This is a genomic window from Rhizobium sp. YTUHZ044, from assembly GCF_051123975.1.
Lineage (GTDB): Bacteria > Pseudomonadota > Alphaproteobacteria > Rhizobiales > Rhizobiaceae > Rhizobium.
Window position 1 is genome coordinate 102,977 of the sequence record NZ_CP101429.1, and the last position, 24,921, is coordinate 127,897.

Here is a 24,921-nt window from a genome sequence, read left to right on the forward strand (position 1 = left end):
GGGCGGAAACAACAAAGTTGGGCCGGAACGAGCCTCGACACCGGATGCGTGAGCAGCCGCTGGACAAGCGATCGTTACCGGAATCGGCGGAGACGGCCGCAGGCTGGCTCCGTGCCATGGGTATAGAGCGCGGCCGCCTGAAACGGGCGGTGGCTCAAAGATGCCGCCACCAAAATATCTTCTGATGGCTATAGGCCCTTGCCGGGAACCCATGTGAGTTGCTGCGCAACAGCTCCGATCGTCGCACGCCTATGAACCGGCTTTGGGCGCTCGCTGGAGAGAATGAGAAAAAATGCCGGGCGTTTCCACCCGGCGGAGTTGGGCCAGCGGCCTTGGGAAGAATGGGTCGATACCGGCAACCTGGCCAGGACGTCTCGATGACTGGCCGCGGTTTTGCTCGACGTTTGAAAGTATTTCTTGCCTCGCTGCCTCGTCAGCGCTGCTAGGTGTCCGGGCCGGATGCCTTCTTAAGCGCCTCCATCATCGATTGCGCTCCAAGCGCGGTCAGCGCCCGCCCGAGACAAAGTTCGATTTCGATGACGCTTTTTCCCTCGAGCAGGGCGATCTCAACGGCCGTCCTGCCTTTGGACACCCATTGAAGGCAGGCCCTTTCAAGCGGCGAAAGCATCAATGTTTTCATAAGCCTCCTGATGCGTGTGACTTCTAATGTAAATGCAACAAGGGCTTAAAGGCTACTACAGGGCAGGGAGATCAGCCCCCGATCCGACCGGCTGGGCCGGGTTGAAAGGTCGGAGCGGGGGCGGGTGATGACGCACCCCTTCGGCTTTAGATCCCATGAGGAGTGAACAGCGGCCGATGCTCTGGCAGAGTGAGGCTGCATCAAAACACTCGCTCAGGAGGAGCAGTTTATGGAACCTGCATCCATTCATCCAACCGCTGTCCGCACTGATCTTGGCGCAATTTTTGTGTCATTGGAACTAAGCCGATCGACCTGGCTGGTTACTTCGCTGTCGCCGGGTAGTGGCGAGAAGATGTCGAAGCACGTAGTGGCCGGTGGCAATGTCGGCGAGCTGCTGGATCGCTTTCAGCAGCTACAACAGAAGGCGCGGTTGAGAACAGGGAAGTCATTTCCCATCGTGACGATCCAAGAGGCGGGACTGGACGGCTTCTGGATACATCGCGTGCTGGAGGCTCACGGCGTCGAGAGTTACGTTGTTGACGCAGCTTCTATCGCTACCTCCCGTCGACGTCGGCGTGCGAAGACCGACAAGATCGATGGAGAGGCTCTGACGCGCACATTGCTCGCGTTCAAGCGCGGCGAGCCACGCGTATGTGCGATGGTCAGAGCGCCAGATCCGAAGGACGAAGATCGGCGTCGGATTTGCCGGGAACGCAAAGTTTTGATTGCTGAACGGGTCAGCCATGTCAATCGCGTGAAGGGGCTACTCTTTGCTCAAGGCGTCAGCGGCTATCAACCGCTCCGTAAGGATCGCCGTCAGCGGCTGGAGGAGCTCCAGACCGGAGATGGGCGCGAGTTACCGAAACACCTGAAGGCTCAAATCAATCGCGAACTCGACCGTCTCGAGTTGCTGCTAGAACAGATCGCTGCAGTGGAGAGCGAGCGTAATTCTCTCCTATCGACGTCCGAGCAGCCAGCGGTTGAGGCAACCTCGCCCGCAGCGATGCTGCTGTCCTTGAAGGGTGTTGGCGCTGAATTTGCCGCCGTTCTTTGGACCGAAGCCCTGTCCCGGCATTTTGATAATCGGCGGCAGACCGCCTATGCAGGTTTGACACCGACCCCATGGATGAGCGGGACCATCGACCACGAACAGGGTGTCTCAAAAGCAGGAAACCCTCGGCTGCGCACCACGATGATTCAACTGTCTTGGTTGTGGCTACGCAATCAGCCAGCATCAGCGCTCAGCCGTTGGTTTGTGGATCGGGTTCAGTCGAATGGTGGACGCTTAAAGAAAGCCGCGATAGTTGCCCTGGCGCGCAAACTCCTTATCGCGCTGTGGAAGTTTGTCACTGCGGGTGTTGTCATCGAGGGGGCTGTCATGAAGACCGCCTGACGACCAAAAAATTGCCGAACACACAAATCTTCCAGGACTGATCACTCCTGGCGGATCCAGGTGAGCGAACCGCCGCAAAGTCGGGCTTCAAATGCCGCGCTTTAGATTGGTCCCGTTCTCCTGAGCCTTGCCGCTACGCAAGCGGGATAATGGTGCTGCCGGACAAAACGGCGACCGTATGTGAGTTTGAACCGGTGACGGAAACGTGCCGCGTCAAGCAAGGTGGCTCAGACCATGGGTTCGATACGAAATCGAAGGGGCACGCTATGAAACTATGATTGATCTTGACGGCGAAATCCTCATGTGAGCTTTCTCACTAGCAATTGTTCTTTTACCGCTCGATACTCGCTGGGACTTGCATTGCGCAGTTGGGGATCAAAGCCGCACGATGCTTCCGGAAATCAACCTGCAAGGTGACGTCGACATCGCCGCGCTGTCACCACTTCTTCGCGGCATGCTTCTTTCGGTTGCCTATGCTGACGGTGAGGGTGGCATAGGATTGACGGCGACCGGCGCCATGAACCGCAAGTTCGTGCATTGGGCCGCTGTGCACTTCCTCTGGCCAGGATTCACAGCCGAGGACCTCTACAGCATGAACAAGGTGCTCAATGAAAGCGACATGCCGCCGCTTTGGGTCGTGTGCGATATGGCCCGTCATCTGAAGCTTCTTCGCCGGAAAAAGGATGTGCTGCTGCCAACCAGACGCGGCCGGGAGTTTTTGGTGAACCCGCAAGCCTTCTTCGATCTGGTCGCCACGGATTATCTCTATTCCTATGTCCACGCCACCGAGCGGGAAGAGGAGGTCCGAGCGCGGTTACGCTGGTGGCGCATGTTCCTCAATCTTCTCAATATCAAGGCCAGAGAAGGTTGCACGCCAATGGACGTTGTGAAAATCCTCTATCCAGACCTGACGCCTTTGTCGGACACCGAAATGACCATAGAAGCCTGGGAGTTGAAATCCGATCTTCAGTATGGCGTCTTCCAACGCTTATGCTGGCTCGGCTTGCTCTACGAGGCACGAGAGGGGCTCACTCTTCTGCAGGATGGATCCTTCCACAAGACGCCACTTTGGGCAGCTTGCCTGCAGTTGGAATCGGATACGCAAAGCGATATCGGCGTGCATTGACGATCTCTATTCTGCCGCTGGCTGCCTAATAACACTTTCTCTCGCCGCGCAATCACCGCAGGATCATTCATGAAATCCGTCCTCCGCCCCGGCTTGCCGTCATTTGTTCACTTCACGCCTGAACACTTCAGCTGGGGTGCGGAACCCAAGGCATTTTCTCGGCGTACTGTTCAACCGATCGATCAGTGATCGTATCGATTCATCAGGAACGGACAGGACAGCAGTATCCCTCGGCAGGTAACGCCGAATCCGCCGATTCATGTTCTCAACGGAGCCTTTTTGCCAGGGCGCAGACGGATCGCAGAACCATGCATCGGTTCCCATTCCTTGCTTCAGTCGCCGCCAGGAGACGAATTCAAATCCGCGATCAAACGTCAAACTTTGCCGGGCATGCCTGGGCAGGGGGCTGAGCACGTTGATGAGCCGCTCCATGATCGGCTTGGACTGCCGGTCGTTGTTCTTGAACAGCATGGTGAACCGGCTCATCCGCTCGACAACCGTTGCCACATTGGCATTGCCCTGAACCCTTTCGAAGATCATCAGATCGGCTTCCCAGTGACCGAATTCCTTGCGATCGTTGATGGCTTCCGGCCGATGTTTGATCGAACGCTCATCTGGAAAGACCGGGTTCTGCGGTTTGCGAGCATATCTCGGCCGGCGCTTTCTCCGCCGTTCCGGAAGAAGCCGCGCCAGTTGCTGCCGTTGTCCTTCCGGTGAATAGACATATCGGTAGATCGTCTCGTGACAGACGCTTGCCTTGGCCGCTGGTTCGATCTTCAGTCGTCCAGCAATCTGTTCCGGCGACCAGCCGGATTCCAACTTTCCGATCACTTCGTTCCGCAGATCCTCGCGACGAAAGAGCTTGCCGATCCGCCGGCGCCTGTCGCGCGCCATGTCGTTGGCGGTCATCGCCCAGTAGCCCTCGGCATCGGGGAATTCCTGATCGTGCCAGTAGTTGCGTTTGATCTCCCGGGAGATGGTCGCGCGGTCCCGGCCGAGGCGTCTGGCGATCTCAGACCGGCTAAACTTCTGATCCAACATCCTGGAAATCGATCGGCGTTCGTCAAAACTCAAATGCGAAAAGGTACGGATCAAACCATGGCTCCCGAAAAGCAGGCAGCTTAGCGCCTTTGTTGCAGTTCGAGATAGAATGTGCCCCGCTATGTTATAACATCTGGCATAACTTGAATTATGGGACAACCAGGCGGCTGGAAAACGGAAACGGGAGGGCCGGCAAACGGTTTCGCCCCGGTCGCGTCAGTGATGAGATCGTCGACCAGCGTGGAGCGTGCGAAGCCGGGGGCGGCGACCTGCTGTTGGATGTCAGCAATGAGTTTGGAAATGCGGACGCCTTCATTCGCCAGCCAGTGCACTTTCTCGACGGTCATTTTAGCAACGCGTTGGTTTTGTTGGTCAGCACCCAGTGTTCCTCGCCGTCGACCATCCGGCGACCGGAACACCCGCATGATGCAAGCACACCACCTGCTAGGCATCCGTGAATGCGGCCGCACCGGACGACCCACTGGCGGTATCGGAATAGTACCAAGGGAAATTGTCGCGTTCCGGATCCGCATCGTCCCCGCATTTGACGAACTTGTTCTCCCTGACCTGCCACTGAATTTTCATCCGGCTGCGATTAGAGCCTCGGCGGTTTTTGAACCGCCCCCAAACGTTGGACCAGCGAAGGCTGGAGTTTTCCGGCTTCTTTCAGGGAGGCGGGCTGGTTGCGCTTCCCGAATTTATCAGCGATATCGGCACCTTGTTGCCGATCGCGCCATGAGGCCGTTCTTCGTTATAGTATCTACGCCAATCCTCCATCTTTTCGCGGGCATCCGCAAGGGTCAGAAACCAGTGTTGGTTCAGGCATTCGGCGCGGAAGCGGCCGTTGAACGCTTCTATAAAGGCGTTGTCGGTCGGTTTTCCAGGGCGTGAGAAGTCCAACGTGACGCCCTTAGCATAGGCCCAGAGATCGAGATCGCGAGACACGAACTCGGTCCCCTGATCGACACGGATCGTCTTGGGATAGCCAACGTTCCGGCATACTCGTTCCAAGGTTTGCACGACATCTTCACCTCGATAGCTGTGACGCGGATCGAGCACCGGCACATAGCGTGAGAAGGTATCCACCACCGTGAGCACCCGCAGTTTCTTGCCGGTCGCGAGTTGGTCGTGAACGAAGTCCATAGCCCAGACATCGTTCGGACCGACTGCCATTTGCCGACCTTCCCTCAGCTTGGCTTTGACCCGGCGTTTCGGTGTCTTATTACGCAATTGCAGGCCCAAGTCCCTGTAAATGCGGTAGGTCCGCTTGATGTTGGTACCCCAACCCTCGCGTTCCAACAGTACCTGCACACGACGATAACCGTAGCGGACACGGGTCTCACAGATCTCACGGATACGACGTTCCAGACCGGCCTGATCGGCACGACGAGAGGTGTAGTGGTAGGTTGACCGATCGAAGTTCAGCGCCCCACAGGCACGCCGGATCGAGATCGCCCAATCCCGGCACATGCCCTTCACCATCTCCCGCTTGCGAGCAGGCCTTAGAGCTTTCGGCGAATGACGTCCTGCAGCATCTCACGATCGAGCGTCAGGTCCGCGACAATCTTCTTCAGCCGCGAATTCTCGTCCTCGAGCTGCTTCAGCTTCTTCATCTCCGGCGGCAACATGCCGGCATATTTTTTCTTCCAGTTGAAATAGGTCGCCTGGCTGATCCCCGCCTTGCGGCAGATCTCTGCAACGGGCACACCTTCGTCGCCTTGCTTCAGAATGAACGCCTTCTGGGCGTCCGAAAACTGCGATGCCTTCATCGTCTTCCGTTCCTTTCCCAGCCAGGAAAATGCACCGGAAACTCTAACCAAAACTGGTCCAGTTTGAAGCGTTCAGATCAGTGGCAGGTCATCCCGAAGCGAGATGCGCTTCGTCTTGACATCGGGGTGCTGGATGTTCGTCACGTACTGGTCGAACTCGGTCTTGCCGGTGCGCGCATCGAGACGCAGAAACCGAAGTCCGAAATTTAATGCGAGACGAGGTAGACCGCCGGTGGGGAGCGCACGGGAACAACAGCAGGCGCCAAAAGATACAACTCAAGCAGCGATCGTGTCAGCTGCAGCGTGGGTCTCGCAGTTCTTCGGACAGACGCGGGCACAAGCTCCACAGCCGATGCAGCGCCGCCCATTGTCCACCAACATGATCACGCGATCGAGCTCATCGTCCTCGTCGTCACAGATGCCGAGGATTTCACCGCGTCGTCAAACGCCGTAAAGATGCATGACGTCGCGCGAGCATACCTCGATTTGCGGCGTCGGTGAGTGAACTTCGTCATTAACGAGCGATAGGCGACGGGCGTCGTTCATCTGTCATTTCTCGGTTGCGGAATGGATCGAGTGATCGAGGCGTTGGCGCGTGCTGGTCGGCCTGGAAGATGTTGGCGGCATCGAAGATCAGGTCGCGCGTCCCATGATAGAGCGTCGTGAGCTTGTGCTGGCTGCCGAGTCGGTCGAAGATTGGGAAGCCAACGCGCATGAGCGGAATGCCCAGGCGCTCGGCCGCTTGTCGTCCATGCGAATGGGTGACGAGAAGATCAGCGCCCCCGGCAAGCCCCTCGAGGTCGCCAAGATCACCGACCTGAACCGGATCGGCAGGCACTTTCTCGAGTATTTTCGAGGTGCCGGTCGTAGTGACGGCTGCCCGAATTTCTGCGCCCATGCCGGTGAAGAACGTGGCGAGCTGATAGAGTTGGTCGGGCTCGGCGGCAATGGCAATCTTCTTGCCACTGAAATAAAAATGCCCGTCGAGCAACGCGTCCTGTAGCTGAGCGCGGCGCCGGCGGATTTTCGCTGGCGCCGGCGCACCGGAAATTGCGGAAAGCAGCGAGACAAACCGATCGGCGTCCTTCAACCCTGTAAGGGTCTGGAACAGCGTGTAAGGCACTCCGGTCAGTCTCTGCAGCACCTCCGCCGGACCGCGCATATGCTCGCCGATTGGAATGCACTGCACCGCCGTTCCAAGCTCTTCGATGTTCTTGACGTCGATGCCGCCATAGGTGGTCGGCACCCAACGGCCGTCAGGCACGGTACCGTCGAGGGAATCGGAAAGATCGGGCAGAATCACCGGTTTGAGGCCGAAGCTTTCCACCGTCTCGCGCAAATGCTCGATGTCAGCGACAGTCAGATTCCAGCCCGGCAAAATCGCGACCTTCTTTGGCTGCCTCGCCTGCTGACCACTCAGTGTAACTCTTTGGATCATAGCGCTGACAGCGTTAGCCCAGCCCTCCTCGATCGCGCCCTCGAAATCCGGGGTGTTGGCCAGCACGATGTGCGTGCCTGCAAGTTCTTTCGCGCGCAACAACTTGACTTTTTCGACATCCCTTGCGAAATCTTCGCCTCGGGTTTCGACCAGCGCCGTGGTACAGACCCCGATCAGTTCCGGGTTCGTGCGCGTCTTGAGGTTGAGGATCGCCTCCTCCAGATGGTCCATGCCGCCGAGGATCGTCGCCACTTCGTCCATCGCCGTTGTTTGCAAAGGAGCGGCTTCCTTGAAATGACGTACCAGAAGGACCAAGGCGAAGCTCGTGCAGCCTTGGCTGCCATGGAACAACGGTATGGCACCGCGGACCCCAAGAAAAGCGAGAGCGGCGCCGAGCGGTTGAGACGACTTTAGCGGATTGACCGCTGCCGATTTGGTTTGAGGAAGAACGCGCTTCATCGGCTTTCCTCAAGGGGCGCCGAAGCCGTCGGCGGCTGTTGTGTGGCCACTTCCGCGATGGGGTGGGCGACCTCGACTTTGCCCTGCCTACAAGGCAGTTCTTCCTTCACTGTAGGTTGGTATTCCCACGGTGCCGGCTCGCGCACTTGACACCACATCGGGTTATGAATGGCGAGGTCGATCTGGCGAACGAGCGCCACTATGCCGTCATAGCCGGCGTAGGGGTGCTGACGCTCCTGATTGATATCGAGCCAGGGCGTCTTGGCTTTCAGCGCTATGAATTGCGTGCGCCCGCCCGACAGCATAATGTCGACCTTCTTTTCTGAGAGCATATCGTAAAGCTCGCGTGGCGACATTGATTCAAACACGTGGCTTTCATCCTTGAGGATCTGCTTGATCCGCTCCTTGTCTTCGACTGTCGATTTCTTGACGGAGGTGCCAACGATCTCGACGCCGATCTCCGTCAATGCATTTACAAGCGACCAGGACTTCACACCGCCGGTGTTGATGAGTACGCGCTTGCCTTGGAGCCGGGGGCGATATACCTCAAGTCTTTTCCACGCAATCGCCTCCTCCTCACCGATCAGGGCCTCGGTGCGCTCGATGAGATCTGGATTGGCGCCCTTCGCCACCAGGAGTTTGGCGATCTGCCTGAGAGCTTCTGAAGTGTCGCTGATGCCGTAAAATGAGCCCTCAAAGAACGGGATACCCCAGCGCTCCTCCATCTTGCGGGCAAGATTGATGAGTGCCGTCGAGCACACCAACATGGCTGCGCGGGCGCGGTGCGCTGAGGCGACATCGCGGAAACGCGCGTCGCCAGGAATACAGGCGCGCACCCGGATGCCTAGCCGATCAAGCAGCGGCGCCACCAGCCAGAACTCACCGGAGAGGTTGAATTCGCCAAGGACATTGATGTCGTAAGGACCGACGTCGTCCGGCTCCACCGTACCGATGACATGATCAAGCAATGCCTCGCCCGCAAGCTTGTTACCAAGGTTCTTGGAACCGGCGAAGCCGGGTGCATTGACCGGCACCACCGGCAAGTCGAACCTTTCTGCTGCGCACTTGCAGACGGCTTCGATATCGTCGCCAATCAGTGCCGTCACGCAAGTCGAATATACGAAGATCGCCGACGGCGCATGCGCCTCCTTAATCTCGCGGATTGCTCTGAAAAGCTTCCGCGCGCCTTGCCCCATCACCACGTCGAGCTGGGTGAGGTCGGTCGTGAAGCTTCTACGCCAAAGGGTTGCTCCGGACGAAGCCGCGCCGCGATTGTCCCAGGAATTGCCCTCGCAGGCGAGCGGTGCATGAACGAGATGTGCGACGTCGGTGATTGGCTGCAGCACAATCTTGGCACCATCGAAGGCGCAGCCTCCGGCTGCCGCGCCGGGGGTTAGCGGTTTCGAACAGCCCTTTTTGCGCGCCTTGTCATCTTTGGCTCGATTTATCTCGCAGCCGGGCTCGTCGAAAACATCCTGGATTTTAGCAGTGGGCGATTGCATTACGCCATTCTCCCAGTCCATCGGAGGCCGCGAGTGCCTCGGCGAGATCGAGTTCGCGGTCTGTCTGTCGCTCATTGCAAATCAGCCCGTCAAGCCGCACGCCGCCCGAGTGGGCGTATTTCAGGATCCCCTTAGCGATGTTGTTGGCGGCATAGAGTGCCATCATCTCGCCGGACATTACGATGTAGATTTCCTGGGCCTTGTTTTCGCGGATGGGCATCGCGAAGCCGCCGCACACCACGTCGCCGAGCACGTCGTAGGAGACGTAGTCGACATCATCGTAGGCGCCGTTTTCTTCCAGGAAGTTGATCGACGTGATGACGCCGCGCCCGGCGCAACCGACGCCCGGCTCGGGGCCGCCCGACTCTACGCATTTGATGCCTTTGTAACCGACCTTCAGCACGTCCTCCACCTCGAGGTCTTCCACCGAACCTTCCTTTGCCGCGAGATGCAGGACCGTGTCCTGCGCCTTCGAGTTCAGGATGAGGCGGGTGGAGTCGGCCTTGGGATCGCAGCCCACGATAAGGATTTTCTGCCCGAGATCGACTAGGGCCGCGAGCGTATTTTGAGAGGTGGTGGACTTGCCGATACCACCTTTGCCGTAGAATGCGATTTGACGCAGACCTGCCATGTTGCTTTCCTTCTTTCATCTATCGCGCAATGGCCATCGGCAGCTCGCGCCGCCTCGTAACGAAGAGTTTCAAGATGCGTGCCAAACTGTCTGATCGAAGCCAAGAAAAATTTTTTGGTTGTTTTTCAACAAATTGCGTGAGCCGAACAGCAGATTGGCTAAACAAGTCTGTGTCGCCGATCCGACAAAGCCGACTAGCGTTTCGCATGCTGTGCTTGATCTCGGTTATTGATGGCGGCAGCGGAATCATCGTGCTTCGACAATGGAGGCGAACGAATTAGCTAGCGACTGGTTTGGTAGCGACGATCGGATCGTCACTGAACTCATTCTCGATGACCTGCCACGGGTAATTTTGATCTGAACCCTTCAAACTGGACCAGTTTTGGTTAGAGTTTCCGGTGCATTTTCCTGGCTGGGAAAGGAACGGAAGACGATGAAGGCATCGCAGTTTTCGGACGCCCAGAAGGCGTTCATTCTGAAGCAAGGCGACGAAGGTGTGCCCGTTGCAGAGATCTGCCGCAAGGCGGGGATCAGCCAGGCGACCTATTTCAACTGGAAGAAAAAATATGCCGGCATGTTGCCGCCGGAGATGAAGAAGCTGAAGCAGCTCGAGGACGAGAATTCGCGGCTGAAGAAGATTGTCGCGGACCTGACGCTCGATCGTGAGATGCTGCAGGACGTCATTCGCCGAAAGCTCTAAGGCCTGCTCGCAAGCGGGAGATGGTGAAGGGCATGTGCCGGGATTGGGCGATCTCGATCCGGCGTGCCTGTGGGGCGCTGAACTTCGATCGGTCAACCTACCACTACACCTCTCGTCGTGCCGATCAGGCCGGTCTGGAACGTCGTATCCGTGAGATCTGTGAGACCCGTGTCCGCTACGGTTATCGTCGTGTGCAGGTACTGTTGGAACGCGAGGGTTGGGGTACCAACATCAAGCGGACCTACCGCATTTACAGGGACTTGGGCCTGCAATTGCGTAATAAGACACCGAAACGCCGGGTCAAAGCCAAGCTGAGGGAAGGTCGGCAAATGGCAGTCGGTCCGAACGATGTCTGGGCTATGGACTTCGTTCACGACCAACTCGCGACCGGCAAGAAACTGCGGGTGCTCACGGTGGTGGATACCTTCTCACGCTATGTGCCGGTGCTCGATCCGCGTCACAGCTATCGAGGTGAAGATGTCGTGCAAACCTTGGAACGAGTATGCCGGAACGTTGGCTATCCCAAGACGATCCGTGTCGATCAGGGGACCGAGTTCGTGTCTCGCGATCTCGATCTCTGGGCCTATGCTAAGGGCGTCACGTTGGACTTCTCACGCCCTGGAAAACCGACCGACAACGCCTTTATAGAAGCGTTCAACGGCCGCTTCCGCGCCGAATGCCTGAACCAACACTGGTTTCTGACCCTTGCGGATGCCCGCGAAAAGATGGAGGATTGGCTTAGATACTATAACGAAGAACGGCCTCATGGCGCGATCGGCAACAAGGTGCCGATATCGCTGATAAATTCGGGAAGCGCAACCAGCCCGCCTCCCTGAAAGAAGCCGGAAAACTCCAGCCTTCGCTGGTCCAACGTTTGGGGGCGGTTCAGAAAACGCTGGACCTCTAATCGCAGCCGGATGAAAGTTCAGTGGCAGGTCATCGATGGCCGGTCACGCTCCTTGTGCCAAATGCGGCGCCGCCAGACGTCCCGGGCCGACATTCGTCGCGCAAGCACTCTCACGACCAGACGGGATGCTCACGCAGATCGGCTATAGCGCGACATGGCCCTTCGTCGCTCTCGATAGCGAAAGCGGCTTTACGCGGATCCAGATCACGAGGCGCCCGCATACGGCTTGCTGGTCAGGACCGACCTGCAGGGGACGGACTTGGTTGGGTTCTTCTGGGGTTTTCTCAGCTACTATGCGCCGGCCGACGGCCCGGAACACATGAAGGCCTCATTCTGAGCGATAATGCGCAGATGCTGAATGTGCAGACACGCCGCATCTGATCGATCAAACCAAAGGGTCTGGGCGGGAGCTTCTAAAATGCCAATCCCTGCTCATTCATCTTTTTGGCGTTCGACTGCCGGCTCCGAAATCTTCCGCCTCCACCGTTGCGTCGAAGACATAGTTGTCAGTCGCCATAACGCTTCTGCTGCCGGGCCCAATCGTAGTGACCGCCCATCAGTGCGTCCATGTCGGGGAGGAAACGCCGAAGCTCGGCGCCGGCCCAAGACGTGATCCGCATCTCCAGGTCGAGATACTCGCGCACGACGTCATTGTGAATGCGCACCATATTCGTGATGGCTTCAGCACCTTGATCCCGTGAACCTGAAATACATGCTTGGCGATATCCAGACCAATTGTGGTAATCTCCTCCATGGACGGCTCTCCCTTTTGTGACTTTCGACAGCCACACTTTGGCACATTGCGATGCCGGGAGCGGAGGCCGTCCACCACATCAGGTCAGCCTCAATTTACTTTCGCGATTGCCATTATCGATAAATCTCAGTCGAAGGCAAAGGGAAATTCGCCCCTACCATCTTGCTGAAGTCCCGCGGCGATCGAAACGAAGACCACCGGACCGGAGTAACCCTGAACACTGATTGCTTCGGCAAGGTCAGTCCCCTCCTGCTCAAAGAGAGGGTTATCTTCAAGAAAAACCGCGCACTCTAAGTCCGGCTGCAACAGCAAACTCTCAGGGAGTCTAGTAACATGGTTGCGCCTAGCGACCAGTGTCTTGAGCCCGATGGGGAGTTTATCGGGCAAGCAGGTCAGGCGGTTGTCCTCGACAACAAGTGTCCTGAGCCCGGCAGGGAGGTTGGCGGGTAACTGGGCAAGCTGGTTACTGCCAACACTTAGCGTCTTGAGCCCCTCCGGTAGTGAGACGGGCAAGCTGGTCAGCTGGTTGCCGCATACATCGAGCACCTTAAGTGCGCGCGGAAGGTTGTCTGGCAGGCTCGTGAACCTGTTGCCGCTCGCGATGAGCGTTTGGATCCCTGGGGGAAGGTTGTCTGGCAGGCTGGTCAGCAGGTTGTAGCTTGCCTCGAGTGTTTTTAGTCGGACCGGTAACGTCGTTGGCAGGCACGCCAGCCGATTGCCGTCGATAATGAGCACTTCGAGGCCTGGGGAAAGGCTATTTGGCAGCTTGGTTAGGCGGTTGTATCTGGCGATGAGTTGTTTGATTTCGGGAGGAAGGCTAGCGGGCAGCAAGGCCAATTGATTGCCGACTACATTGAGCGTCTTGAGCCCCGGAGGGAGCTCGTCGGGCAGACTGGTCAGCTGGTTGTATGCGGCGCCGAGGGTTTGGAGCCCAACCGGCAGTGTTCCGGTCAAGCTGGTTAGCCGGTTGTAGCTCACTTGAAGAGTCTGGAGCGTCGCCGGGAGATTAAAGTCTAGGGTGGTGAGCTGATTGAGGTCTACTTTGAGCGTTTGGAGCCCAAAAGGAAGTTTGTGGGGCAAGCAGACAAGCTGATTAGAGCTCGCCTCAAGCGTCTTTAGTCCGGCGGGAAGAATTTCAGGAAGGCGGATCAACCGATTGCATTCGACGTTGAGCCTCTGGAGTTCCGCTGGAAGCGCGTTGCTTAGGCAGGCCAGCCGGTTTCGCTCCGCATTGAGCCATCGAAGTTCGGCTGGGAGCGGGTCGGGCAGGCTGGTCAAATGGAGCGATGACAGATTCAGCACCGCATTGACATCACCATCCTTCAACCAGGCGTCTATTCGTCTCACGGCCTCTTTTCGAGCATCGTACTCGTCCTCTGCTTGTTGGATCCAGACATCCATGCTCGTGTGCGGCGGCGCCTCCGTGAGTGCCAATTGCGGGGGTTTGATCTCGCGAGAATTGTGCGCGCCCATTTTCGGCCGACTTGTCTTCGCCACTTCGCTTCACTCCTTTTTCCTAGTATACGGGCGCCCGTGTTAGTGACCCCTAGGACTCTATCATCGGGCAAAATTCGTACCGGTTATCCCAGTGGGAATGTTGGAATTCATTCTGAAACCATCCGCGCACGCATGTCGCTTTGACGCAGAGCATTGATCCTAGCCGCTCTATTTGAGGAAACACTTTGAGCGATGTCCTTGCGCGAGCAGGGTTCACGGCTGCGAATCCATCTTCTGTTCCGAAGACCACGCCGCCGCAGACTCGGGCGCTATCATTCCTGCGCCTGTTGTGTTCTGGCCGCCGTGGCGATTTCGCTACGCAGCCAGGCATGTTCGGGGGCGCGAATGGCAACGCTCGTGCCTAATCAGCGAGAACTCGTAAGGCTTCAGCTCCATAGTCGGATCAACAATCGCGAGGGCAGAATGGTGGCGATTCTTGTCGCGATTCGGTGTGGCATAAGCTGCACCGCGTCGGTCGCTGAGATCACCACCACGGCTTTAATTCCAAGGCAATCGGAACGCGCTCGACTGCGTTGGAGCCCATTTCAATGCGCTGGATATCAGTCAAATTGGAGAGCACTGTAAGGTGCTCAGCCCTTGCCTCTGTCCTTTTCGCCACACCGCGATACCGCTGCAGCCAGCCTAAGTCGGAGAGACGACGCGCGCGCCGCTCGGCCTTTCCATAAGGTGCGACGAACCCAGCCCGCTCGTAGATGGTTCAAACTTCGCGCCAGCTGCGCGTCGCATTGGCCAACGACAGAAAAGCCTTGAAGAGGCTGTTCGGTGGCCCACTAAAGCTACGCGCTATGATGCCTGCCATCAAATTTAGGACTCCTAGATCACAGTGTGGCGCGACCTTTGTGGCCGAGTCGCATACATCGATCTTGCTTTGCATGTTGGCTGTCTCCAGTTCTGGTGAGAGCTCCGTGATCATCTCGGATTAAGTCTCACCGACCGTTCCGAAAAGGACATGGGGTCGGCACAGGTTGCGCTGTCTGCTTCTTTCGAGCTGCCGTTGTATGCAACACCCCGATCAATTTGGTAAAATTCATTGTTTCAATAGACTAATTCCACATCATGGATACGCCGAGGCGCCGCCGGTCCACGAAAGCTGCTTTTAGCGGATGCCTATAGGCATTCGTGGTACAATTTTCTTGGCTGCGTAATTGTCGATATAGCGCTAATCCCGCCACTTGCGTATGACACAGTGCAGCGCACGCCCCCGGAGCATGTCCGGGTGGACGATGGCTCAGCTCAAGGAGCTGCAGCGCTGTCGCGTTTGTCATTTCCACGACAACATGCGTTCAACGGGTGTGCCTCCACCTCGTCTGACCCTCTGAATTACATTCGCAAGGCTACTAGCACGGCTCTTGCGCCGTCCTCGCCGTGAGACGCAGGAGCTGCTGGTGGGTTTGACTCTGCGCAGGGCAACGGTAGAAAGAAGGCACATGTTAGATCGACGTCAGATCCGCATTCCGTCGGGAACAGGACCCTCACGGGATACGAATTTCGTATCAACTCGAACGGCGCTCGCGATCGGCCGAAGCCAGGCAATGGCTGCGGAGGACGTGGAGATGGATTTCGACCAGTATGTAATCGCCTGTGTCCTTTTGCGGCAGAGGAAGAACTTCTGCGGGGTATTCCGAATGAGCGACCGGGCGACCCCGCGAGCGCCCGCATCGCCAAGATCGTTGCCGGCGAGCATTGCGCGATGAGCATCTCTGGCAGGCTCTTGGCTTTTATGACCGATCCGAGCTTAGCCGCTTGCTTCGACCCATTTTCCCACATTGGCAGCTGGCAACACCAATATCATGAGATGGAAGAGGTACCTTTACCGCAAGCTCTGCGACGCCGAAGGCTTTTCGCTTTGTACCGCGCCCACTTGCGGAGATTGCATCGAGATCCGAAACGCTCCGCGACGCCGCCGCCGCCGGGACAGCCTGCCTCTCGTAAAAAAGCTGCACGACTGACTTGAAGCCGAGGGGGCAAAATTCTTCGCGTAGTTCTCGACGGATACGTATTGCTGAGCGCCATCGCACCTATTTAATTCGATAGCGAACGTCCGCTGCGGCTCTTTCACTCATATAATCTTAAACAGTAGCCAAGCTTACAGCACGGCGAATCGCTCGAGCATCTATTTAAGCTGAACGTTTTGCAGATAAAGCTTTTTTGCCAGCATGCTTCTCAGCTGTTTGATTTCGTTGTCAAGGCTTGCCACTTGATCGAAGAAAGCATCCCCGGAAGAGGACGATTTGATGCTTTGGCTTTCATTTGTGGCTACGGACCCTTGCGCGACCACGTCGGCATCAACCCTCTTTGCCCGTTGACGACGATCGGTCTGCGGTTTTCTTTGAGACTTTATGCTTGGGCCACTGTACGCCACCAACTCGCCCGGCTCGGTATCCGAATGACGGAGTGCACTCTCTGCCGGGGTTTGAGCATCCTCAGCATCAACCGCGGGAACTTGTGCCTGAACGACGTCGGGATCGCCTTCCGGCTTGTTCGACGCCACTGACACCTGGGCAGCGGAGAGGTCCTCATCACTATCAGGTACGCCGGAAGCAGTCGTTGAATCAGACGCAGGTAGTGACGTTTGATCCGCTTTGCTTTCAACCGCCTCGGGATCAATGGCATGCCCAATCGAACTTTCTTGCACCGTTGCCGGTCGTGGCCGCGACGCCAATTGAACAAGAAATTTCTACAGTGTCTTCATAGTGTTCTCACCTTGAGCAACTTGGGACTGCGCTCCTGCCGCAGCGAATAATATCCTCACACGCCAACTCAATCGCGCCCACGAGCCGGGCTCGGCAATCTCTCCCCTACTGAAAAACAGCTGCTACGGGCGTTCCGTGAGCCGTTGGGTCGCTCGCTGATCAGTCCAACCCGAGACGCTTGCGAAGTCTGTTATTCTCTTCTTCGAGCTGGATGAGATCTTCGATCTCATCGAGTACGGGAGCAGATGCGTTTGCCGGTTGCTCAACCGGTTTCGCCGTGTTGGTTCTGCCGGCCTAGCGTGTCGAAGATCCGGAATATAGATATCACACGTCTTCACGGCGGCGCCATCTCTGGGATCCTGTCTTCCCGGCGAGCCATGGGCGAACTCGTCGCCGCAACCGGTTCGAAGCTTGAATGCTTCATCACGATCGGCCAAAGCCGACAGGTCGCCCGAAAGATCAAAGAGCTGCTAGGCGACGACGTTCGCAGGACCGGTTTCGTCTTCGATCGTCAGGAACATCACGCCCTTTGCTGATCCGGGTTTCCGCCGGACGAGAACGAGACCTGCCGTCATCAGCCAGCGACCGTCCCTGGCAGACATCGCCTCCTCGCAGGTGTTGATGCTGCGCGCGGCAAGATCTTTGCGCAGGGACGCGATCGGATGCTGGCGTAGGGTGAGACCGGTGTGGCTATAGTCCTGGATGACATTGTGCCCATCCGTCATCTGCGGCAGTTCAATATCCGGTTCCTGCTGCTCCGCGATCGACCTGCTCTCGCGCTCGGAGGCTGCGGCAAACAAGGGCAGCGGCTCGTCGCGCAGGCCCTTGATCGCCCCAGAGCGAATCACGGCGTTGGAGCCCCAGAAACGGCAAGAAGGCGTCGGCCTCCGCCAGTTCCACCAGTGAAGCAGCCGGCACGCCGGAGCGCCGCCACATGTCGTCGACGCTGTCGAAGGGCTGATCGGCGCGTGCAGCAACGATGCGGGCGGCATCGGCGGTGGCAAGTCCCCGCACCAGGTGCATGCCTAGCCGCACTGCGTGACGATCGGTGCCTTCGATCGGTTCCAGCGTGCAGTCCCAACGAGAGCGGTTGATGCACATCGTGCGGATTTCGACACCGTGGTTCCTGGCTCCGCTGACGATCTGGGCGACGGCATAAAAACCCATGGGCTAGCTTTTAATCAGGGCGGCGCAGACCATCGCCACCTTCATGGCGCTCTCCTAAAAGAGCAGCACGCCAAGAGTCTTGCCGAGAACTACTTCCAATTCGGGTGTTGGATATTCAGGCTTCTCCTTGCCCTCACGCCTCCGAAGATGGGAATGGACCATGTCAACCTGGATCGGTCCCGGCCGGACGATCGCCACCTGGATCACTAGGTCATAAAAAGTCTTGGGCTTCATCCGGGGCAGCATCGACATCTGCGCCCGGCTCTCGATCTGGAAGGTGCCGGGCGTGTCGGCCCTGCGGATCATCGCATAGGTCTTGGGATCCTCGTGCTCGATGTTGGCAAGATCGATAGATCTGCCTTTATGCTCCTCGATCAGCCTGAACGCTTTCGACATGCAGGTTAGCATGCCAAGCGCCAGCACATCGACCTTCATGAACTTCAGCTCCTCGACCTCGTCCTTGTCCCATTCGATCACCTGCCGGTCGGCCATGGACGCAGGTTCGATCGGCACCAGATCATCGAGCCTGTCGTGGGTCAGGACGAAGCCGCCAAGGTGCTGGCCGAGGTGGCGAGGCGCGCCCATCAGCTGCTGCGCAAGCTGCAAGGTCAGCGCTAGCCGGCGATCATCGGGATTGAGGTTGAGCTCGCGAAGGTTCCGTTCGCCGGCCATCTCGGCCGACCAGGACCACATGCCCGATGACCGCGCCTTGATCATGTCCTCCGGCAGGCCAAGCGCCTTGCCGACATCGCGGATGGCGCCCTTGGCGCGATAACTTGTCACCGTCGCACAGAGCGCCGCCTTCTGATGCGTATAGGTCTTGTAGATCCATTGGGATCACCTCCTCGCGCCGTTCGTGTTCGAAGTCGACATCGATATCCGGTGGCTCGTCACGCTCCTGGGAAACGAAACGCTCGAACAGAAGATCAGGATCGATCGATGTGATTCCGAGGATATAACAGACAGCCGAGTTCGCCGCCGAGCCCGGCCCCTGGCAGAGAATACCCCTGCGAGCGGGCGAAGCGAACGATAGAGAACACCGTCAAATCCTTCAGTCAGGATCTGCACGCACTAGACAGAAGCCTGTGATCGGGCGCATGGATGAGAACTATCCAAACAATAAATTTTACCAATTTAAGTGGCCACATTAGAACTAGTGAGCCCTGCAAGGAACCCAGAAGTTCCCCACGGCGCTGCGTGGTCAACTCCCTCGGTGTTGTTAAGGATGCAACAACCCCGCAGATACAGCTCGCGTCCTTCCGAAACGGGGACGCCGCACATGCTTCATAATCACCTGAAGAAACGGTACATTGTCTCTCGGAGGCGTACGGGTTTTGGTGACTGTCTATGGTCGTTGGCTGCCGCTTGGCAGTACGCGCAGCGCACAGGGCGAGTGCTCGCTATTGACTGGCGTGGATCGTGCTATCTTGACCAGCCCTTCGCGAACGCATTTCCGGTGTTTTTCGAACCGATCAAAGAAATTGCGGGCGTGTCCGTTATTTGCGACGACCAGATCAACGAGTTATCATTCCCGGGACCATTCTTCCCAGACTGGTGGAATAAGCCGTCAATCAATTGCCTTTACCGACCAAATGAGCAGGTCTTCCGCGAACGCGATGAACTAAGCGAGCTTTTTCAGGCCCGAGGTGATGTGGCCGCTAGAACTGTGGTGTGCGACGCGTGCTTAATGTGGCGTTGCGATGAGGGGGCAGAACGGCAGATTTTTCGGAGCGTTAAGCCTCGATCTGAGATTCAAAGCCGCATAGAAACCATCTATCAGGAGAGCTTTACGGGGCACAGTGTCATTGGCGTTCATGTTCGGCATGGCAACGGCGAAGACATTATGGACCACTCACCCTATTGGGCCGATCCGGAGCTGGCGATGCGTCAGGTGTGCATCGCCATTGATAAGGCAAAAACGTTAGTCCACCCGAAGCCTGTGCGGATATTCTTGTCCACGGATAGCGCGCAGGTGATGGCCTACTTGTCGGCCATGCTCCCCGATCTTATCACTGTCCCTAAGCATTTCCGATCACATCAAACCGGCCCATTGCACGTTCCAGAGCTTGGGGTTGACGGCGGAATTTCGGCTATCGTTGAGATGTATCTACTGGGGCGATGCGACACCGTAATTCGCTTCCCGCCGACGAGCGCCTTTACACGCTATGCTCGCCTTTTTGTGCCTCGGGTAATTGAGTTCGATGTGCATGATCCGAATCGATTAATCTTGATTGATGGAGTGTCAAAGGATCTCTGATCTCCATGGGGCCTGGTGCCTAACCGTTCGCACGTCCAGCAACTGGCTTCCAGACATTAGTCCGCCTCCCTACGGCGGCATTCTGCTGCGCGCCGTCTAAGGCATCCAGGATTAACGGATCAGCAAACCTGTGCTATGAAGAATCCAGGCCGGCGCGCGCTCTGTGTTTTCCCCGAAGCGCGACTAGTCTCTCTAGTCAGCGAACGCCTACGGCTCCTAGGTAATCATCGAAGTTTTTAAAACTGGCGACGACCAAGGAACTTTTGATATCGCGCGGGCAGGACGGGGAAAACTTTAGCCGAACTGGTGCTGAATAAAGGTACCATAGGCCCTGTGAATGCGCCACGGCATGCGTCTTGTTTGTGTAATCATAGGAGAACTTGATCGCTCTTGACGAAGAGGCCTTCGTGAACTCCGGATTTGTGCCAGGACTGATATCGCGAGGCCAGCGCGAGCTCTTGCAAATGCACAAGAGCGTCGGCTTACCGATCGCGTTTTTGGAGCGTCGACCTTGAGCTCCGTAGAAAAGTCTGGTGTGAGGGCGTTAGAAAAGCGCGACCAGCCTGCGCGAGTTGACGCGTGCAATGGATGGGCACACCTTGGTGAGAGCGATAGCGAGGCAGTCGTATTAGCTCCGGGTGCTTCAGTCGCTTAAGATATTCAGTCTCAGACCCGGTGCGCTCGGACAGCGCAAGCGCACGATCTGAGCCACTTTGAATGGCAAAGCCGTTTGCCACAGGCCCTTCCCTCACAGCTCTTGACCACGGTGGCACACTCGCTACTCTGATCGAGATAAGCTAGGTGCAATGTCAGGCCGCCGCATTTGTTCCCGCGATCAAATGCGAGCCTTTGCAGAAGCCTTATGTCGAGCATCGCTGGTGAGCCTGGGGCTGGATAGCGCCGCCGCGAGAAGGGGCTCGCGCGCGCACCGGCAGTGCCTGCGTGCGGCGTGGCACTATTCAGCTCGCTTGGCGCTTTCTCCAGTTCCAGAAGGACGGCGCCCTGCCCGCTGGTTCGACGAAAGCGTGCCTACGACCGCAAAACCACTAGAAGAAATGATCGCGGCGCTCGTCTGCACGTTGCCGATTGCACTCTGGCCTCTTGCCACTGCAGGCGAGGTGCCCGAGGGCATCGTCCTGCGGCCGGCTTCCTGAGAGATGCGCCCGGTCCAAAAGCCCAAAGCCTATCATTCAGTCTCCTCACCCTTTGATTTGTCGTTTGGGGCGTTCCGGTCAGGTCGCGCTGCCGCGGCGATTTCGTGGCGGAGCCACTGATGTTCCGGGTCACGATGGGAACGCTCGTGCCAGATCAGCGCAACCTCATATGGCGTCAGGTTCACGGGAGGATGGAGAACCGCGAGCGGCAACATGGTAGCGATCTGGGTAGCGATGCGATCCGGCATGACGAGGACAAGATCGGTCGCCGCAATCACAACTGCCGCCGTCAGCACATTGGAGACCGCGATCGGATACCGGTTCAATATCCCCAGCTTGGAAAGTCCGTCATAGACCTGACCGAAGCGGTCGTTGGCGTCTGACAAAATGGAGGCGTGACGCAACTCAGCGAAGGCACTTATGCTCCACTCTCGCTCTAGCACTGGGTGGTCGTGGCGTAGCAGACAGGTGAAGCGGTCCGCGTAAAGCTTACGCCGCAAGAAGCCCGGCGGTGCGGCACTGATCTGCCCAACAGCTAAATCAATCTCACCTTGCTCAAGCCGCCGCAGCGCACAGTCCAACAGCGGATTGGTGACGATGTCGAGATGAGGTGCACGCTCCTGCAGACGGGGCAATAGACGCGGAAGCAAGATGAGCGCTTGATGGTCGGGAATCGCGATAGTTGCCTTCCAGCGCATGTCTCTGGGGGTTAAGCTACGATTTACCATTTCGCGGATCGCGTTCAATACAGACGGCAGCATATTGCCCAGGCGTTCGGCCCGCGGCGTCGGCACCAAACCGCCCGAGCCGCGAACCAACAGATCGTCATTGAACATGCCACGCAGTCTTGATAGTGCCCGGCTCATTGCCGGTTGACTTCGGCCAACGTGTTGCGCCGCATGTGTTATATTCCGGTACTCCAATAGCGCCTCGAGCTCCACCAGCAGGTTAAGGTCGATTGATGTCAAGCTTGGCATCTGCCGTTCCTGTGCGGCGTCACTGTCAACGATGAACGAATGTGGCCCCTTCCAAACGGGTCGATTCATGATTTTCTCTCCTCGGACAATGATGTTCTCACTCCACACCCTTGGCCGTTTTGCGGGGGACTAAGAAACCCTTCCTCCGCCTTTCACGATAGCGAACGCCGGGCCGGTTGGAAGCACTTAGGCTATAAGGATGCGTTCAATCGTCCGGCGCGGTATGGACGCTGTGCAGGCATTCCCTGAATCCAAAACTTCGGTTTAGTTCAACGCGCCAAAATAGCATGCACGACATATGCCCGATTATACTCGTTTCTGAACTCCGTTTATTGGACGCCCGGATTGCCAAATTATAAGCCTTTGCAACAATGCCTCTCGGCGTGACTCAATTTTGCCTGCGATAGTGCAAACGCCTTTGTAGTCGAATTTCCCGAGATGGGAAAAATCGAGTTTTCGCATGGCTGTCATCCACGCCATGGATACATTCGTTTTCATCCTTCTTGGTCAATGTGCTCGTACTAACTGGAGGCCCTCACGTCCGACGCTCAGGACTGTGTCGCGCCAGCGGACCTGTCCGGCCGTGTTGATGAGCCCTATGCCAGCGCTGTTTCGCTAACGCGTCTTCGCAAAGAGTTTCTCAATCATGCCCGCAGCGCATGTTGGGATTTGCAGTTTGCATGGCAAGGAAACGCCGGAAAGCACTAGGATGTCCTTACCATTCATTTATCGGAGAGAGATCCCATTGATGTGTCCACGACATTGCAGCCCGGAGCTAGGCCCAACAAAGATGATGCGGTTTAGCAGTGGGCGGTGGGGCGCACAAATGGGGGCTGCGTGCTCTGCCGTCGAACTCACGCACCAAGGCAGCCATACGCTGGACCAAGGCTGCGCGACACCGAAAGCTATTCCGAATCTCGATGCGCGGGTGCCTATTCATGTTCGTGCCATGCACTTGATGGCCGCTAAAATGAATCATGACGATTAGCTGCGGTCAAATTGACGCAGCCACGTTGGGTCGGTGCGTCCATTAGCGTGAGGTGTCCTAAGACACGACAACTCGAGTTCTACTGAGCGCCTGATCCCTGTTTCGCGGTTTCATAGAGACCCGTGACTTGCCTTGAGTGCCGTTACCCCGACGGCGTCGATTCGGCAATTGAGTTACTGTTTGGATGTCAATGATCCCCACTGTGGATACGTCAAAGCATGCGTTTTAAGGGTCTCGATCTCAATCTTCTAGTTGCGCTCGATGCTCTGATGTCACAACAAAGCGTCACCGCAGCTGCACGTAGCATTAACCTCAGTCAGCCGGCCATGAGTTCTGCTCTCGCCCGGCTACGCACCTATTTCGGCGACGAGCTGTTTACAATGCAGGGCCGCAAATTCCTCCCAACTCCGCGTGCCAAAGACCTTGCCCCCGCAGTCCGCGATGTTCTGCTTCATATTCAGTTTTCCATCATTTCATGCGACGTGTTCAATCCTGCCATGTCCGAGCGTCGTTTCAGAATTATTGTGTCCGATTTCGTGACGCTTGTCTTCTTCGAAAAGGTTGTAGAGCGTGTGGTGCGGGAGGCTCCAGCCGTAGGCTTTGAATTGCTGGCTCCCGCCGATGAACCCAATGAGCTACTCGGGCGCGGTGAAATCGATTTCCTAATCCTTCCTGAGCAGTTCATGTCGAACGCGCATCCCCAAGCGAAACTGTTTGACGAGACACTCGTCTGCGTGGGCTGCGCCATGAACCATCAACTTTCACAGCAGCTTTCCCTTGAAAAATACCTGTCGATGGGGCATGTTGTAGCCAAGTTCGGGCCTGCGCTGAAGCCCTCAATCGAAGAATGGTTATTGGTCGAGCACGGTCTAAAGAGGCGCATTGAGGTCGTCGCGCCCGGCCTCAGCTTGATCCCGCCGCTGCTGTCAGGGACCGAGCGTATAGCGACCATACCCTTGCGGCTCGCCTGTCATTTCGCAAAGATAATTCCCTTGCGGATCGTCGAGCTCCCGCTGGCACTTCCAGCATTTACCATGGCTGTCCAGTGGCCCGCCCGTCGCAACAGGGATCAGGCAAGCATATGGATGCAAGAGATTTTGCTACAGGAGGCCGGCCGCATGGCTGCCCTGACTAACGCCAACGGACGTCCTAGGCCCGGGGGCGTTTGAGAAATGCATTCCGCCAGACTTTGACAGTTCTCATGCTGTGCTGGGTGTCGCCGCTGCACAAGGCCCTTCTTGCCCTTGCACTTAATGTAGCCATCCATTGCGTAGTCTGATCGTAAGCGGTGTTTTCAGGCCACGGTCTTGATCGACTTCTCAGCATACGCCCAGGGCAGAAGTTCATCGATCTGACTGTAGGGATGGCCGTTGACGATCCAGGTGATCCCGTCGGTTAGGTGGGCCAGTGGCTCGACAGCTTTGCCGTTTATGCCGACCGGCGAACTATGCCGAATGCCTCTTCTGACAGGGACGGCACACGGCGCGTTTCCGACCAGTTCGGCCGGAGGCCGATGGTTGACACTCGGCATAGTTCTCATGCTCAGAGGGAGTTCAGGAATTCCAGAAGCCGGTCGTTTGGTCGAAATCGCTCGGCCTTGGCGCGTTCGTACGGCTTCAGCTTAGCGAGTGCGGATTCATTCAGTTCAAGATGTGCGTGAATATAGGTCAGCGTCGTTTCCATCGCCTCATAGCCCAGCCACAGGGCGATGACCGAGCAATCGACGCCCGCCTGCAGCAACTCCATGGCAGCTCTGTGCCGCAAGACATGGGGCGACACCCGTGACCTTGCCCCCAAGTTTTATCCA

Annotated in this window: 18 protein-coding genes and 7 pseudogenes; 6 read left to right on the top strand and 19 right to left on the bottom strand. The window is 57.2% G+C overall.

The genetic code is table 11. The features are described 5' to 3' along the window. Nucleotides 1-442: 442 nt before the first annotated feature. Nucleotides 443-640 (bottom strand): hypothetical protein, encoded by a 198-nt coding sequence (locus tag NL154_RS28325; RefSeq protein ID WP_430962022.1) that lies wholly within the window; start codon nucleotides 638-640, stop codon nucleotides 443-445. A gap of 229 nt (nucleotides 641-869) precedes the next feature. Here NL154_RS28325 and NL154_RS28330 point away from each other — a divergent pair, with 229 nt between their 5' ends. Both NL154_RS28330 and NL154_RS28335 read left to right on the top strand, forming a co-directional pair. After that, on the top strand, nucleotides 870-2,033 hold the full coding sequence (locus NL154_RS28330; RefSeq protein ID WP_430961210.1) for an IS110 family transposase: 1,164 nt from the start codon (nucleotides 870-872) through the stop codon (nucleotides 2,031-2,033). Between the two features lie 388 nt (nucleotides 2,034-2,421). Next, nucleotides 2,422-3,159, top strand: a complete 738-nt coding sequence (locus NL154_RS28335; protein WP_434734550.1) for a hypothetical protein — start codon at nucleotides 2,422-2,424, stop codon at nucleotides 3,157-3,159. A 99-nt stretch (nucleotides 3,160-3,258) separates the two neighbouring features. On the opposite strand, the gene NL154_RS28340 is transcribed toward NL154_RS28335, so the two are convergent. The 7 genes and pseudogenes from NL154_RS28340 to NL154_RS28370 all read right to left on the bottom strand — a co-directional run. Beyond that, nucleotides 3,259-4,254 carry an IS30 family transposase gene (locus tag NL154_RS28340; protein WP_434734551.1) on the bottom strand — a complete coding sequence of 332 codons (996 nt, stop codon included), beginning with the start codon at nucleotides 4,252-4,254 and terminating at the stop codon, nucleotides 3,259-3,261. 65 nt (nucleotides 4,255-4,319) lie between these two features. Next, nucleotides 4,320-4,547 carry a hypothetical protein gene (locus tag NL154_RS28345; RefSeq protein WP_434734552.1) on the bottom strand — a complete coding sequence of 76 codons (228 nt, stop codon included), beginning with the start codon at nucleotides 4,545-4,547 and terminating at the stop codon, nucleotides 4,320-4,322. A gap of 319 nt (nucleotides 4,548-4,866) precedes the next feature. Next, nucleotides 4,867-5,969 (bottom strand): IS3 family transposase gene (locus NL154_RS28350; protein WP_430961217.1). Its coding sequence is split into 2 segments (ribosomal slippage): nucleotides 4,867-5,708 and nucleotides 5,708-5,969, totalling 1,104 coding nucleotides; the frame shifts between segments, so codons are not numbered across the junction. A 276-nt stretch (nucleotides 5,970-6,245) separates the two neighbouring features. Next, nucleotides 6,246-6,452 (bottom strand): annotated as a pseudogene (locus tag NL154_RS28355) (4Fe-4S binding protein); the annotation flags it as partial. 31 nt (nucleotides 6,453-6,483) lie between these two features. Continuing rightward, nucleotides 6,484-7,866: a nitrogenase iron-molybdenum cofactor biosynthesis protein NifN gene (gene nifN, locus NL154_RS28360; RefSeq protein WP_430961207.1), complete on the bottom strand. Its 1,383-nt coding sequence runs from the start codon at nucleotides 7,864-7,866 to the stop codon at nucleotides 6,484-6,486. After that, complete coding sequence (gene nifE, locus NL154_RS28365; protein WP_434734553.1) at nucleotides 7,863-9,368, bottom strand: nitrogenase iron-molybdenum cofactor biosynthesis protein NifE; 1,506 nt, start codon at nucleotides 9,366-9,368, stop codon at nucleotides 7,863-7,865. The genes nifN and nifE overlap by 4 nt, the downstream gene beginning before the upstream one ends. 25 nt (nucleotides 9,369-9,393) lie before the next feature. Next, a pseudogene (locus tag NL154_RS28370) lies at nucleotides 9,394-9,999 on the bottom strand (AAA family ATPase); the annotation flags it as partial. Nucleotides 10,000-10,432: 433 nt separating this feature from the next. Between NL154_RS28370 and NL154_RS28375 the strand changes: the two are divergent. Continuing rightward, nucleotides 10,433-11,535 (top strand): IS3 family transposase gene (locus NL154_RS28375; protein ID WP_434734541.1). Its coding sequence is split into 2 segments (ribosomal slippage): nucleotides 10,433-10,694 and nucleotides 10,694-11,535, totalling 1,104 coding nucleotides; the frame shifts between segments, so codons are not numbered across the junction. Nucleotides 11,536-12,112: 577 nt separating this feature from the next. Here the strand turns inward: NL154_RS28375 and NL154_RS28380 are convergent. The 3 genes and pseudogenes from NL154_RS28380 to NL154_RS28390 all read right to left on the bottom strand — a co-directional run bounded on the left by NL154_RS28380 (nucleotide 12,113) and on the right by NL154_RS28390 (nucleotide 13,857). Beyond that, nucleotides 12,113-12,274, bottom strand: coding sequence for a hypothetical protein (locus NL154_RS28380; protein ID WP_430962010.1), 162 nt, complete (start codon nucleotides 12,272-12,274; stop codon nucleotides 12,113-12,115). After that, a pseudogene (locus NL154_RS28385) lies at nucleotides 12,248-12,360 on the bottom strand (IS110 family transposase); the annotation flags it as partial. The pseudogene NL154_RS28385 and the gene NL154_RS28380, both read right to left, overlap by 27 nt. 126 nt (nucleotides 12,361-12,486) lie before the next feature. After that, nucleotides 12,487-13,857 carry a hypothetical protein gene (locus tag NL154_RS28390; RefSeq protein WP_430961088.1) on the bottom strand — a complete coding sequence of 457 codons (1,371 nt, stop codon included), beginning with the start codon at nucleotides 13,855-13,857 and terminating at the stop codon, nucleotides 12,487-12,489. Nucleotides 13,858-15,475: 1,618 nt separating this feature from the next. Between NL154_RS28390 and NL154_RS28395 the strand changes: the two are divergent. Next, nucleotides 15,476-15,827 (top strand): annotated as a pseudogene (locus NL154_RS28395) (nitrogen fixation protein NifQ); the annotation flags it as partial. Nucleotides 15,828-15,991: 164 nt separating this feature from the next. Here the strand turns inward: NL154_RS28395 and NL154_RS28400 are convergent. From NL154_RS28400 to dnaE2, 5 genes and pseudogenes are all read right to left on the bottom strand, one after another. Further along, nucleotides 15,992-16,513, bottom strand: a complete 522-nt coding sequence (locus NL154_RS28400) for a hypothetical protein (RefSeq protein ID WP_430962009.1) — start codon at nucleotides 16,511-16,513, stop codon at nucleotides 15,992-15,994. Nucleotides 16,514-17,041: 528 nt separating this feature from the next. Continuing rightward, nucleotides 17,042-17,371 carry a hypothetical protein gene (locus NL154_RS28405; protein ID WP_430961100.1) on the bottom strand — a complete coding sequence of 110 codons (330 nt, stop codon included), beginning with the start codon at nucleotides 17,369-17,371 and terminating at the stop codon, nucleotides 17,042-17,044. Continuing rightward, a complete protein-coding gene (locus NL154_RS28410; protein ID WP_430961090.1) occupies nucleotides 17,307-17,738 on the bottom strand; it encodes a type II secretion system protein GspK in 432 nt (143 codons plus the stop codon). Before NL154_RS28410 ends, NL154_RS28405 begins: the two co-directional genes overlap by 65 nt. Before the next feature lie 54 nt (nucleotides 17,739-17,792). Further along, nucleotides 17,793-18,230, bottom strand: coding sequence for a hypothetical protein (locus tag NL154_RS28415; protein ID WP_430961099.1), 438 nt, complete (start codon nucleotides 18,228-18,230; stop codon nucleotides 17,793-17,795). Next, nucleotides 18,213-18,741, bottom strand: a pseudogene (dnaE2, locus tag NL154_RS28420) (error-prone DNA polymerase); the annotation flags it as partial. The gene NL154_RS28415 and the pseudogene dnaE2, both read right to left, overlap by 18 nt. A gap of 276 nt (nucleotides 18,742-19,017) precedes the next feature. Between dnaE2 and NL154_RS28425 the strand changes: the two are divergent. Further along, nucleotides 19,018-19,995 carry a nodulation protein NodZ gene (locus tag NL154_RS28425; RefSeq protein WP_430961091.1) on the top strand — a complete coding sequence of 326 codons (978 nt, stop codon included), beginning with the start codon at nucleotides 19,018-19,020 and terminating at the stop codon, nucleotides 19,993-19,995. Nucleotides 19,996-21,181: 1,186 nt separating this feature from the next. Here NL154_RS28425 and NL154_RS28430 read toward each other — a convergent pair. After that, on the bottom strand, nucleotides 21,182-22,195 hold the full coding sequence (locus tag NL154_RS28430) for a LysR family transcriptional regulator (RefSeq protein ID WP_430961092.1): 1,014 nt from the start codon (nucleotides 22,193-22,195) through the stop codon (nucleotides 21,182-21,184). A 1,137-nt stretch (nucleotides 22,196-23,332) separates the two neighbouring features. On the opposite strand from NL154_RS28430, the gene NL154_RS28435 reads away from it, so the two are divergent. Continuing rightward, on the top strand, nucleotides 23,333-24,283 hold the full coding sequence (locus NL154_RS28435; RefSeq protein ID WP_430961093.1) for a LysR family transcriptional regulator: 951 nt from the start codon (nucleotides 23,333-23,335) through the stop codon (nucleotides 24,281-24,283). A 125-nt stretch (nucleotides 24,284-24,408) separates the two neighbouring features. Here NL154_RS28435 and NL154_RS28440 read toward each other — a convergent pair. Continuing rightward, nucleotides 24,409-24,531, bottom strand: a pseudogene (locus NL154_RS28440) (transposase domain-containing protein); the annotation flags it as partial. Between the two features lie 125 nt (nucleotides 24,532-24,656). Continuing rightward, nucleotides 24,657-24,896 (bottom strand): annotated as a pseudogene (locus tag NL154_RS28445) (tyrosine-type recombinase/integrase); the annotation flags it as partial. Between the last annotated feature and the right edge of the window lie 25 nt (nucleotides 24,897-24,921).

Excerpts from the sequence above, each read along its gene's own strand:
- NL154_RS28325 (WP_430962022.1), bottom strand. The coding sequence starts at position 640 with ATGAAAACATTGATGCTTTCGCCGCTTGAAAGGGCCTGCCTTCAATGG.
- NL154_RS28330 (WP_430961210.1), top strand. The coding sequence starts at position 870 with ATGGAACCTGCATCCATTCATCCAACCGCTGTCCGCACTGATCTTGGC.
- NL154_RS28335 (WP_434734550.1), top strand. The coding sequence starts at position 2,422 with ATGCTTCCGGAAATCAACCTGCAAGGTGACGTCGACATCGCCGCGCTG.
- NL154_RS28345 (WP_434734552.1), bottom strand. The coding sequence starts at position 4,547 with ATGACCGTCGAGAAAGTGCACTGGCTGGCGAATGAAGGCGTCCGCATT.
- nifN (WP_430961207.1), bottom strand. The coding sequence starts at position 7,866 with ATGAAGCGCGTTCTTCCTCAAACCAAATCGGCAGCGGTCAATCCGCTA.
- nifE (WP_434734553.1), bottom strand. The coding sequence starts at position 9,368 with ATGCAATCGCCCACTGCTAAAATCCAGGATGTTTTCGACGAGCCCGGC.
- NL154_RS28380 (WP_430962010.1), bottom strand. The coding sequence starts at position 12,274 with ATGGTGCGCATTCACAATGACGTCGTGCGCGAGTATCTCGACCTGGAG.
- NL154_RS28410 (WP_430961090.1), bottom strand. The coding sequence starts at position 17,738 with ATGGGTTTTTATGCCGTCGCCCAGATCGTCAGCGGAGCCAGGAACCAC.
- NL154_RS28415 (WP_430961099.1), bottom strand. The coding sequence starts at position 18,230 with ATGGCCGACCGGCAGGTGATCGAATGGGACAAGGACGAGGTCGAGGAG.
- NL154_RS28425 (WP_430961091.1), top strand. The coding sequence starts at position 19,018 with ATGCTTCATAATCACCTGAAGAAACGGTACATTGTCTCTCGGAGGCGT.
- NL154_RS28430 (WP_430961092.1), bottom strand. The coding sequence starts at position 22,195 with ATGAATCGACCCGTTTGGAAGGGGCCACATTCGTTCATCGTTGACAGT.
- NL154_RS28435 (WP_430961093.1), top strand. The coding sequence starts at position 23,333 with ATGCGTTTTAAGGGTCTCGATCTCAATCTTCTAGTTGCGCTCGATGCT.